9 protein-coding genes are annotated in these 13,072 nt (G+C 25.0%); 2 read left to right on the top strand and 7 right to left on the bottom strand.

Going from position 1 to position 13,072, the window contains the following annotated elements:
- Window positions 1-9: 9 nt before the first annotated feature.
- From ABFX13_RS04470 to ABFX13_RS04455, 4 genes are all read right to left on the bottom strand, one after another.
- Window positions 10-1,386, bottom strand: a complete 1,377-nt coding sequence (locus tag ABFX13_RS04470; protein ID WP_346043016.1) for an aldehyde dehydrogenase — start codon at window positions 1,384-1,386, stop codon at window positions 10-12.
- Between the two features lie 127 nt (window positions 1,387-1,513).
- Window positions 1,514-2,896 carry a tryptophanase gene (locus tag ABFX13_RS04465; protein WP_021128834.1) on the bottom strand — a complete coding sequence of 461 codons (1,383 nt, stop codon included), beginning with the start codon at window positions 2,894-2,896 and terminating at the stop codon, window positions 1,514-1,516.
- Window positions 2,897-3,084: 188 nt separating this feature from the next.
- Window positions 3,085-4,644 (bottom strand): oligosaccharide flippase family protein, encoded by a 1,560-nt coding sequence (locus tag ABFX13_RS04460; protein WP_346043013.1) that lies wholly within the window; start codon window positions 4,642-4,644, stop codon window positions 3,085-3,087.
- A gap of 73 nt (window positions 4,645-4,717) precedes the next feature.
- Window positions 4,718-6,286, bottom strand: coding sequence for a ClC family H(+)/Cl(-) exchange transporter (locus ABFX13_RS04455; protein WP_346043011.1), 1,569 nt, complete (start codon window positions 6,284-6,286; stop codon window positions 4,718-4,720).
- A 187-nt stretch (window positions 6,287-6,473) separates the two neighbouring features.
- On the opposite strand from ABFX13_RS04455, the gene ABFX13_RS04450 reads away from it, so the two are divergent.
- The gene (locus tag ABFX13_RS04450; RefSeq protein WP_346043009.1) at window positions 6,474-7,022 is read left to right on the top strand and encodes a metal-dependent hydrolase; all 549 of its coding nucleotides are present in this window, start codon (window positions 6,474-6,476) and stop codon (window positions 7,020-7,022) included.
- Window positions 7,023-7,040: 18 nt separating this feature from the next.
- Here ABFX13_RS04450 and ABFX13_RS04445 read toward each other — a convergent pair whose 3' ends face one another.
- Window positions 7,041-8,912, bottom strand: a complete 1,872-nt coding sequence (locus ABFX13_RS04445) for a PAS domain-containing sensor histidine kinase (protein WP_346043007.1) — start codon at window positions 8,910-8,912, stop codon at window positions 7,041-7,043.
- 96 nt (window positions 8,913-9,008) lie between these two features.
- Entirely contained in the window at window positions 9,009-10,154 is a 1,146-nt protein-coding gene (locus ABFX13_RS04440; protein ID WP_346043005.1) for a sensor histidine kinase, read from the bottom strand.
- A 312-nt stretch (window positions 10,155-10,466) separates the two neighbouring features.
- Between ABFX13_RS04440 and aspD the strand changes: the two genes are divergently transcribed.
- Window positions 10,467-12,098 carry an aspartate 4-decarboxylase gene (gene aspD, locus ABFX13_RS04435; RefSeq protein ID WP_346043002.1) on the top strand — a complete coding sequence of 544 codons (1,632 nt, stop codon included), beginning with the start codon at window positions 10,467-10,469 and terminating at the stop codon, window positions 12,096-12,098.
- 57 nt (window positions 12,099-12,155) lie between these two features.
- Here the strand turns inward: aspD and ABFX13_RS04430 are convergent, their stop codons facing one another.
- The gene (locus ABFX13_RS04430) at window positions 12,156-12,983 is read right to left on the bottom strand and encodes a hypothetical protein (protein ID WP_346042999.1); all 828 of its coding nucleotides are present in this window, start codon (window positions 12,981-12,983) and stop codon (window positions 12,156-12,158) included.
- Window positions 12,984-13,072 lie beyond the last annotated feature (89 nt).

Below are 13,072 nucleotides of genomic sequence, written 5' to 3'. Positions count from 1 at the left end.
TGCATAAATCTATTTCATAACTTTTTTTATTAATTTTAATTTATCTTTGTATGGTGGAAATACTAATTTTATATCTATTTTACTATTTCGTTTTACAATTCCTTTTTCATAAGTAAAAGTTTTAAAACTATCATATCCGTGATATCTTCCCATTCCAGAAGTTTTAACTCCACCAAAAGGTAAATTTGTAGATGCAACATGAGTTATAGTGTCATTTATACAACCACCACCAAATGTAAAGTTTCTCATAATATATTCACTAAAATCTTTATCTTCACTAAATACATACAAAGCTAGTGGAGTTTTATAAAGATTTAAGTAAAATTTAATATCATCTAAATCACTATATTTTATTATTGGCATTAATGGGCCAAAAATCTCATCTTCCATAACAGCATCATTATAGTTAACATTTACTATTATAGTTGGTGAAATATATCTTTTTTTTAAGTCTATCTCTCCACCAAATACTATTTTTTCACGATCTTTATCTATTATATTTTTTAATCTATTCATATGACGATCATTTACTATTCGTCCAAATTCTTTATTTTCTTTTATATTATCTCCGTAAAATTCAGTTATAGTGTACTTTAATTTTTCTATAAATTTATCGTAAATATCTTCATGAACTAATAAATAATCTGGAGCTATACAAGTTTGTCCTGCATTTGTAAATTTCCCCCAAACTATACGTTTTGCACTTATATCTAACTTTGCAGTTTTATCTACTATAGTTGGAGATTTTCCACCTAGTTCTAATGTTGTCGGAGTTAAATGTTTACTTGCTTTTTCCATTACAATTTTACCTACGTTTACACTGCCTGTAAAAAATATATAATCAAAATTTAGATCTAATAATTTACTATTTACAGTATAATCTCCAATTACAATATCTACATATTTTGTTTGAAAACATTCTTTTATAATTTTTACTAAAACACTTTCAACATTTACAGTGTATTCTGAAGGCTTAATAACAGCTGTATTTCCTCCCGCTATAGCTCCTATTAATGGTTCTATAGTTAATTGAAATGGATAATTATAAGGCCCTATTATTAAAACACTACCATAAGGACAATTATATACATAAGATTTGCCTGGTATTTGAGCTACATCATTTCTAACTCTTTTTACTTTATTCCACTTTTTTATATTTTTTAAAGCATGATTTATAGACCTATATATAAATCCAACTTCTGTTGTATAACTTTCAAATTCAGACTTTCCTAGGTCTTTATAAAGTGCATATATTATATCTTTTTCATACTTTTTTATTGTTGTTTTTAAGTTTTTTAAGGCTTCTATTCTATAATCTATACTTATAGTTCCAACTGAGTTTAAATACCTTTTTTGAGTTTCTAATATATCTATATAAGTTTTCACGTTATCATCTCCAATTAAGTTTTATAAGTTCATTATATATTATTTTTATTACTCATATAGATTTTTACCCTAAAATTAATAAAAGCAAGCATCGTATAAATCATATACTATGCTTGCTTAAATTTTTTTATTTTACAGGTTTAAGTTTTGATGTAAAGTGTCTTAAAACTTTAGGTTGCCAAGTTATTTCATATCCATTTATTTCACTAGCTCTTTCTTTTATAGATATTAAAGCATCTACTATAACATCTAAGTGAGCTTGTGTATATACCCTTCTTGGAACTGCAAGTCTTGTAAGTTCAAGTTCTGATTGGCGTTGTTCTCCTGTAACTGGGTCATTGTCTAACATATATGAACCTATATCACAAGATCTTATTCCAGCTTCTTTATATAACTCAATAGCTAAAGCTTGTGCTGGGAATTGATAATATGGTATATGTGGTAATAATTTTTTAGCATCTATAAATATTGCATGCCCTCCAACTGGTGATTGATAAGCTATTTCTGCTTCATCTAATCTATTTGCAATGTATTCCATTTGTCCTATACGATATCTTAAATAATCATAATCTATTCCTTCATAAAGTCCTACTGCTAAAGCTTCTAGATCACGTCCTGCTAAACCTCCATAAGATACAAATCCTTCAAAAGATATTGTACGAGCTTTTATATTATCATATAATTCTTCATCATCTTTAATTCCTATAAGTCCTCCCATATTTACTATGGCATCTTTTTTAGAACTCATAGTCATCATATCTCCGTAACTAAACATTTCTCTAACTATTTCTTTTATAGTTTTATCTTCATATCCAACTTCACGAGTTTTTATAAAGTAAGCATTTTCAGCATATCTAGCAGCATCTATAAGTACAGGTATATTATACTTTTTAGCAACTTTATATGTTTCTCTCATATTTTTCATAGATACAGGTTGCCCACCAGCAGTGTTGTTAGTAACAGTCATTATTATTACTCCAACATTTTCTGGCCCAAATTCATTTATAAGATTTTCCATTCTAGCTACGTCCATATTTCCTTTAAATGGTGCGTATTTTACAGTATCTAGTGCTTCTGGCACTACACAGTCTATAGCTTTTGCCCCTGTAAGTTCAACATGTGCTCTAGTCGTATCAAAGTGCATATTTGAAATTGCATACTTCCCAGTCTCAGCAAACAAAGGAATTAAAACCTTTTCAGCCGCTCTACCTTGATGTACTGGTTGTATATATTTATATCCAAAAATATCTTTAGCTGCATCTACTAATTTAAAGTAGCTACTAGCCCCCGAATATGACTCGTCTCCTAACATAACTGCTGCCCATTGCTTCGAACTCATAGCACCAGTCCCACTATCAGTTAATAAGTCTATGTACACATCATCTGCTTTTAATGAAAATAAGTTATAATTTGCATTTGCTATCTTTACTTCTCTTTCCTCTTTTGTTGTCATTTTGATTGGTTCTACCATTTTGATTTTGAATGGTTCTGCTACGTATTTTTTACTCATAATAAAGACCCCCATGCTTTTAATAGTTTAACTTTATTTATGATGTATTTAAAATGTCATTGATATGATGTTGATTTGTCTTTCTAACTTTAATATTATCAAATAAACTCTATTGTATCAATACATATATAAAAAATATGAAAGCTTAATTTAGTATAAAAAATTAAGCTTTCATATTTTTATTTAAATTATAAGTATCGATCACTATATAATTTTATACTATTTACATTTATATCTCTTACCAATCTAAAGCTATCTATTACCCAATTAAAATCTTTAATTCTTATACATTTAGTTAAAACTAACATTATAAAATATATGAACATAGAACTAATCACTTTGTTTATAAAGTTACCACTTAAATATGTAGATAAAATCACAGCTAAACTTACACATATAATAGGTTTTAAAACCCAACTAAACAACTTAAACTCTAATTTAGTTGATGTTAAAACATTTATCATATTAAGTACAAAGTTTAAAATATTGCTAGTAAATATAACTATTATAAAACCCTCAATGCCTCTTATAGGTATAATAAAGTATATAATAATTATTCTAACTATCATATCAACTAAATTTATTTTTAAAAGTGTCACTTGTTTATTTAAAGAATTTAATATTCCATCCATAATACGCTCTAGATACATCACAGGAATTACAGGTGCTAAAATTTTTATTATAGTACCTATTTCATTATTATTATATATCATCAATCCAATTTCATCAGAAAATGCTATAAATACTCCTGATGCAAATATCGATATTATAAAAGTTACTCTAAATACATTTGAAATAATAAAATTAACCATTTTATTTCGATTAAGAGAATATGCCTCTGATATTTCAGGGATTATTAAAGTTGCAAAAGAACTTAAAAATACTGCAGGAAAATTAATTATAGGTAAAGCCATTCCTTTTATCATTCCGAATATAGATAAAGATGTTGCTACAGAAGTCCCTGACATTCTAAGGGCATTTGGTATTAGTATATCCTCTATAGTTCTAAGTCCACTTTGGATATATGAACTCGATGCTATAGGAAGTGCAATTTTAGTTATATCAATAATACTACATTCATTATAATTACTACAAGTTACTGTTCTATTTAAAGTTCTTGTCTTAAACGTACACAATATATATGCATATATACAAGATATTATTTGCCCTAAAGCCATGCCAACGCAAATTAAAGCACATATTTTTTCTATATTTGTATCTAAAAATATATTTATAGATACCACTACAATAGACATCATTATTAGTTGTTCTATTATTTCTGTTGAAACTGATTTTACTACTTCTCTAGCTCCATAAAAATATCCACTCAAACAAGAGGATATTCCTATAAATGGTAAACTATAGGATAGTATTTTTAAAGATGTAATAGATCTTTCATCTTTTAGTAATACTATACCTATATATTCAGAACAATAAAAAAGTGCCAAAGATGTAATTAAACTAAAAAATAAACTGTATATACATCCTTTATTTACTATTGACCTTATAGAATTTTTGTTCCCTTTTCCTACTTGTTCTGCTACAAGCCTGGTAATTGCTATTCTAATTCCTGCACTTGAAAATGTAATTGCCATAAAATATACAGACATTATAAGTTGATATAACCCCATTCCCTCAGTTCCTATTTTTTTAGATAAATATACTCTAAAATACATAGAGACCAATCCAAAAATAATAGTAGAAAAAGTCATTATTACTGCATTTATTATAAGTTTCTTTCTTCTCATATAATCACCCATCATATACTAAATTTGTACCTTATACATTTTTAATATATATGTGGTTTTTATAAATAAAATTCTATAATAATTTTATATTAGATGTTAAGCTTGTCACATAATCTAATGCACAAGCTGCATTTTCTTCATTTGCCATTATAGTTAAATAATCTCCACCTATTAAAGTTGTATTTCCTCTTGGTATTATTTCTTTTCCACCTCTTGTTATAGAAACTATTAAACAATTTTCTGGCCAAGTTATATCTTTTATTTGTTTATGATCTATTTCGCATCCTAATTGAACTACAACTTCCATAAGACTCTTTTTAACTTGGCTTGGTACAAATTTATTAGACCCCTTTTCTATCCATCTATGAAGAAGACTTTCATATATAGGTTCAGACTTAAGTAAATCTGATGTTATATACGCAACTACACACACTATAGATAATGCAAGCAGATGGTCAAAACTACCTGTCATTTCACAAATTAATATAATTCCTGTTATAGGTGCTTTTACAATAGACGCAAAATGACCTGCCATAGCAAGTATTATAAAGTTTAATATATACATACTTGGAATATCAAAAACATTTGTTGCTACTATTCCAAATATATTTCCTATTAATGAACCTAAAACTAATAGTGGAAAAAATATACCTCCTGGAACTCCAGATCCAAAACAAATAAATGTAAATACAAATTTAACAAATAAAAATAATAATAGCATCTTTAATGTTATTGAATCATTACCTAAAGACATTATAAGTTCATGACCTCCCCCTAATAATATAGGTGCTGTCAATCCTATAACTCCAGTTATTAAAAATGGGATTATGACTTTTATTTCTGTACTTAATTTAGAGTTTTTAAAAATTGATTGAGTTTTTAAAATACCACTATTAAATATAACACCACTTATTCCTACTGCTATTCCTAATATTATTAAAAGCCAATAATATTTTAAATCCATTGGCTTAACCCCAACAAAACTAAGAGATTTTCCAATTCCTAAAATATTTTTAGTAACAAAATCTGACATTAATGCAGATGACATTACAGATAATAAAACTAATGGTGAAAAGTTTTTATGAACTTCTTCTAACGCAAACATCACTCCAGATATAGGCGCATTAAATGCAGCAGATAAACCAGCACTTGCTCCACTAGTTATTAAATATTTTTCTTCTACACTAACTCTTTTGAAAATTTTTGCAAACCCTTCTCCAACGCTAGCCCCCATTTGAACAGATGGGCCTTCTCTACCAAGAGATAAACCTGCTCCTAAAGCTATAAGTCCACCTACAAATTTATTAATCAAAATTCCAAACCAATTTCCTTTTAGCTTTTGCATCAATATACCTTCAACTTGTGGTATACCACTTCCACCTATCATAGGTTCTTTTTTAAGCATTAAAGCTACTAAATAACCACTTATTATTAAAAGTGCAAATATTAAAACTGTGCTTAACATATTGCCTTTACTATAACTATAAAAACCAATAAATATAGATGATAGTTTCTTTAACATTATTCTATGAAGTACTATGATTAATCCAACTAAAGCACCTATTATTGCACTTTCTAGTATAAGTTTAAACTTTAAATTTTTAGTATGTCTTAATAAATTACAAGTTCTTTCTTTATCCATTTAAAGACCTCCTTTTTTAACCAATATATATTATACTACTAAATCTAACTTTTTTAAATTGTATACAATATGTAAAATTCTTTATTTTAATATTTTTTATAAAAATATTTTAACTTTGTTGATTCCATATTTATTTTTTTTAATATATAATAAAATTTAATAACCAATTATTAGAAAGGGTATTTTAATGACAAAAGAAACACATTCATCTGGAGGGTATCTATTTATAGCATTAACATTTTTTAAATTCGATAGTATATATTTAAATAATTATAATATTTTATATAAATTAATACTTTTTGCAATTTGTTTTCAATCTGCTAATCTAGGATCAATGCTTCCTGATTTAGATACTAGAAAGTCATACATAAGTAAAAAATGGCCTTATCTATCAAAGTTTATATCAAAAAGATGTAAACATAGAGGTTTTACTCATAGCCTTTTAATTTTATTAATCTTATTACAATTTCTAAAATTAATAATTTTAATAGGTGAAAATAATATTATATTAATTTGTATATCTTATGGAATCTTAACTGGATATACTTCACATATAATATTAGATGCTTTTACTTATGAAGGAGTAGATTTATTTTTTCCTTTAGGTTTTAATTTAAAACTTTCAAGACTTAAAACTAGCTCAAAAGGTGAAAGATATGTTTATAAAATTATAAAGTTTATCTCCATGAATCTAATACTTTACAATCTGTATATGTTATTAGAATTAAAAATATAGCCCCTATTTTATTAGGGGCTATATTATATATATATCAGAAAACTCTATTTGAATTTTTTTATTCATATCTATAGATTCATTTATGATATAATTTAGGTTTTCATCTTGAATTATTGTTTTATTAGGTATACTAACTTTAAATTCAGTTCCTACTCCAACTTTACTACTTACATTTATAATTCCTTTATGTAATTCTACTAAAGATTTGACTATTGATAATCCTATTCCACTACCTTCACTTATTTTTGTTAATCTATTATCTACTTGCTTAAATTTTTCAAATACATAATCTATTTTATCATTTGGTATACCTACTCCAGTATCTATAACACTTATATCTATATAATCATCATTACATTTTATTTTCACATCTATTTTTCCAGTCTCTTTATTATATTTTATGGCATTAGATAATAAATTTAGCATTATACGTTCCATTTTATCACTATCAAAAGATATTATTTTTTCTTCTTCATCAGTATCAAATATAAGTTCTATATGTTGAAATTTGCTAAATTCAATAACTGAGTCACAAATACTTTCAACAAAATTTACTATATCTTTATTTTTTGGATTATAATCTAAACACCCTGAATCAATTCTCGTTGAATCAATTAAATTATTTACTAACTTTAAAAGTCTCATTCCATTTTGTTCTATTATATTCAAATATCTTATTAATACATTTATATCTCCATGTTTTATTTTAGATATGCTTTTATCTATTAATTGAACTGATGAAAATATTAAATTCAATGGAGTTCTAAACTCATGAGTTAAATTTGAGAAAAAATCTAGTCTAAGTTTTTCTAACTCTCTTTCTGTAGCTTTTTTTTCAGTTAAATCTATTACAATTCCAATAATACCTACAACTTCTTTTTTATAATCCCATAATGGAACTTTTGTTACTTCTATAAATTTATCATCTTTACTTCTTTCCATATAAGTTTCATCTACTGTAGTGACTTTATATTTTATAACCTTATCATCAGATTGTCTATATATATCTACTTTTTCTTCAGCTATATTTAAATCATAATCTTTTTTACCAATAACTTTTTGTCTATTTAATTCTAATAACTCCCCAAAAGCTTCGTTACAATATAAATATACTCCTTGAATATCTTTATAAAATATTGGTATTGGTAAGTTATCAACTATTACCTCTAACATTTTATTTCTATTTTCTATACCTAGAGCAGTTTTTGAATTTACATAATCATAAACTTTAAACCCATAAGTTCCTATAACATTTTTATCTTCATCAATCATAGGATGTATAAACATACTAACCCATTGATTATCTTCAAATATTACTTTTTCGATGCTACTTTTATTTTTATTTAATACAAGTTTTTCATATTCTTCAATGTATATAAAGTTATTAATATTAATTTGAGAGTCTTTTTTTCCTATTATTTCATCCTTACATATACCAGTCATTTCTTCAAAGTTTTTATTAACTTTTATATATCTACCATTTATGTCTTTTATCCATATAATAGCCTTTAAATTGTTTTGTATAGCTAAGTTGTAATTATTATTAATACTATAAATTTGAAACCACATATAGAAATTATTTTTATCATCTATATTTAAGATTATTTTATATGTATCTTTTAGGTTACATACATACTGATACTTTGTAAACTTATTATCTTTTTCTTTAGAAAATAAATTTAATTCCTCTCTTGACATTCCTAAAACACTAGTTAAATCTTTATCTATTATTCCATATTCATTTTTAATATTTAATTTTCTAAGTAATAAATCATTTCCCCCTTTAATTATATAATCTGCACTTTTAGATTCTATGTTCCCTGTATATTTCCCCCATATATAAGGAATAGGACAACTATCTAAAATTTCTTTATATTTATGGACCTGCAAATTTATCTCCCCTTATTCTCTATACCGATTTATTTACTATAATTATAGCAAATAAATACAAAAATCTCGATTATAATTTATAATCTAGATTAACATTTATGCATAAATATCTGAAAATTCTACTTTTATTTTTTCTATATAAGAATTTTGTAGATTCTTATCTAAGATAACAAATTCAGAGTTTTTTGCTATTTTATTTGGTATTTGTATTTTAAATTTTGTCCCTTTATCTAATTCACTATTAACTTTTATATTACCACCATGCATATCAACTAAACTTTTAACTAGATATAATCCGATTCCACTTCCTTCACCTCTTCTAATTATATTGTTATCTACCTGTTTAAATCTATCAAATATTGAACTTAATTTATGAGGAGGTATTCCTATTCCATTATCAGATATTTCTATCTCTATCATGTCGTCTATTTCTCTTATATATATTTTTATAAGTCCATTGTCTTTGCTAAATTTAATTGCATTTGATAGTATATTTAATATTATACGTTCTATTTTATCAAGATCAAATGAAATAACTTTTTCTTCAATTTCTGTATCAAATATAATTTCTATATTTTTATATTTTGCAAAATCAACTATAGATTGACAAATACCTTCGACAAAGTTAATGATATCATAATTTTGAGGATTGTAATCAAAATACCCTGATGTTATCTTATTTGAATCAATTATATTATTTACTAGCTTTAATAATCTATATGTATTTTGAGTTGCCATATTTAGATATTTTGATATAGACTCTTCTTCTTTTATTCCACTACCTTCTACTTTTAAATTTAATACTTGTAATGAACTAAATATTAAATTTAATGGTGTTCTTAACTCATGAGACAAATTAGTAAAAAATTCAGACCTTATTTTATTTAATTTTTCAAATTCTAGTTCTTTTTTTATATCTATTAACCATATAGTATATTTATTACCTTCTATATTTCTAGATACAAACTCATAATCTTTATTAATTTTTTTTATATGTACTCTAATATTATCTTCCTTTGATACTGACTCTAAAATTTCATTAATATTATCTAGTATAAATACTTCATTTAGTTCTCTTCCTGTAATATCATTTTTTTCTATGTCTAATAACACCTCTAATGTATCACTGATTTTTTCTATTTTAAATGAATAACGACTATTCGAACTTTTTTTTAATTCTCCAAATATATATAAAATTGGAGACGAATTCAATATATATTTTTCATAATAATTGGATTTCATAATAACCCCCACCTTTAAAACAAAATAAAAAATAATTATATTAAAACTTCTATTTATTTACAACTTTTTCCTTTTATATTTTCTTATTTTTTTTAGACATTTTATTTAAAATATATATTTTTAAAGTTTTATCTTGTTTTTATGTTATTTAATAAAGTTTTAATATATTAAAACTTTATTAAATTTTCTATATATTTCATATACAATTTTATTTTTATTAATTTTTATTAAAATCTTTTAATAATAATTACGTAAATTTTTAATATTTGTTGTTTTATATATTAATTACAAATAACATAGGAGTGTGTGTATATGCGTAGATATAACTTTAAAGAAATTAATGATATTTATGGAAAAATTAGTCCATTTGAATTTAAAGATAAATTAATCAAATTGGCAAAGTTTAGAGCTATGGAAAGTGGTAGAAGAGTTTTAGATGCTGGTCGTGGTAATCCAAATTGGACAGCTGCGACACCTAGAGAAGCATTTTTTACATTTGGTCAATTTGCAGTTAATGAAACTCGTGAAACATGGAGTGAAAACGATTTAGCAGGAATGCCTAGAAAAGAAGGTATAGCTACACGTTTTTATAAGTATATTTACGATAATTTAAATATGCCAGGAGCTAAATTAGCTAAAGATATAGTAGATTATGGAATTGAAAAACTTGATTTTGATCCAGATTCTTGGGTTTATGAATTAGCTGATGGTATAATAGGTGATAATTATCCATCTCCTGATAGAATTCTTAATCATATAGAAAAAATAGTTACTAAATATTTAATAAAAGAAATGAAATATGATACTAAAAAAGGTGGTCCTTTAAGTATATTTGCTGTAGAAGGTGCAACAGCTGCTATGTGTTATATATTTGATTCTCTAATGGCTAATGAATTGTTAAGAAAAGGTGATAAGATAGCTATTATGACTCCTATATTTACACCTTACTTAGAAATACCACATTTACCAAGATATGATTTTGAGGTTATTCATATAAATGCTGATGAGGTTGACGAAAATAATAATCATACTTGGCAATACTCAAAAAAAGAATTAGAAAAACTTAGTGATAAATCTATAAAAGCTTTATTTTTAGTTAATCCTAATAACCCTGCATCTATAGCTATAGATGAAAATAGTAGTAATAATTTAGTCAATGTTGTAAAAAATAATCATCCTGATTTAATGATAATATCAGATGATGTTTATGGTACATTTGTTAATGGATTTAAATCTATAATGTCGAGTTTACCTTATAATACAATAGGAGCTTATTCTTATTCTAAATATTTTGGTGTAACTGGATGGCGTTTAGGTACTTTAGCTCTTCATCATGACAATGTATTTGATAAGCTTATAAACGAACTTCCTGCGGATTTAAAATCATCAGTAAACAAACGTTATAGTGATATGAGTTTAAATCCAGATAAAATATCATTTATGGATAGAATAGTAGCTGATAGTAGACTTGTAGCTCTTAACCATACTGCTGGTTTATCTACTCCTCAACAAGTTCAAATGGCATTTTTCTCAGCATTTGCATTAATAGATGATAAAGACTCTTATAAAAAAGTTAATATGTCTATATGTAAACGTAGACAAAAACTACTTTATGACGCTTTAGATGTAGAAATAAAAAAAGATATACATGATGCTTCTTATTATGTAATATTTGATATAATGAAATGGGCTACTAATAATTATGGAGAAGATTTTGCAGACTTTATAAAAACTAATTATAAACCATCTGATATGTTATTTAAACTAGCAAATAACTATTCAATTGTATTATTAAGTGGTCATGGATTTTATGGACCAGAATGGTCTGTAAGAATATCTTTAGCTAACTTAGACGATAATGCTTATACATTTATAGGTAACGCTATAAAAGAAGTCTTAAGTTATTATGTATATACATGGAAAAGAATTAAAACAAATAATTAAAATTATAATATAAAGTAAAAAGGCTTCTATTTAAATAGAAGCCTTTTTACTTTATATTTATCTTCTTAAACTATACTTTATTTCATATCTTCCAATTTTACAATTTCCTAATTTTAATCTAGATACTATTTCTGATTTATCTTTTTCAAAAAATTTTGCACAATCTTCTATAGACTTAAATACTTCAATAACTTCATTTTTTTTATCAATTAATTCAATTCTCTTTTTACCACCACGTCTAATTATTTTCCCATAAACTTTAAAATACTCATCATATTCATAATCCATAGTTTCAAATTTATAATACATATGTATTGGTTCTATTTTATTACTTGATAATATTTCTTCTCTTTTATCTTCTGGAATATCACTATTCCATAGCTCATTATGTAAAAAATTAAATAATTCTACTATATTCATATTCCCTATCTTTTTAGGCGATATATCTACTTTAAGCTTCTTGTTTAAAAATTTTACAGCTTCTCCAAAATAGTCAGTATATCCATATTGTAAATTTTCTTTTATATATTCTATAGGTACTCCTAATTTTTTACTACACTCTTTATATGTTTCAAATATAGTTTCTTCATTTGTATAAACATCTATTGCTTTTATTCTTTTTTCTCTTTGAATTTTAACTAGCTTTATATAATCTTCTTCTTCTTTTGTTAGAATTTCTTGTTTTATATCATTTAGATTTTCTAATTTTTCTTCTTTTGTGTGTTCTTTTTTGATTTCTAATTTAGAAGTGATTTCTTGATTTATATTTGGATTTTCTTTTTTTATATTGTCTTCTTTTTCCTTAATGTTTATAATTTCGACTTCTTCTTTATGTGTTTTATTTTCCTTATTAATTTTTATAAAATTTAATAATTTCTTTAACAAAATTGTTCCTCCTATATCTTCTGTCTCATTCTCTAATCAGCTTTTAGTACTATTATAGTATACTAAAAATTCGTGTATTTATATATAAA

Source organism: Paraclostridium tenue (assembly GCF_039521565.1).
Classification (GTDB): domain Bacteria; phylum Bacillota; class Clostridia; order Peptostreptococcales; family Peptostreptococcaceae; genus Paraclostridium; species Paraclostridium tenue.
The sequence above is the reverse complement of the archived record's forward strand: the minus strand, read 5'-3'. Positions and strand labels throughout refer to the sequence as shown.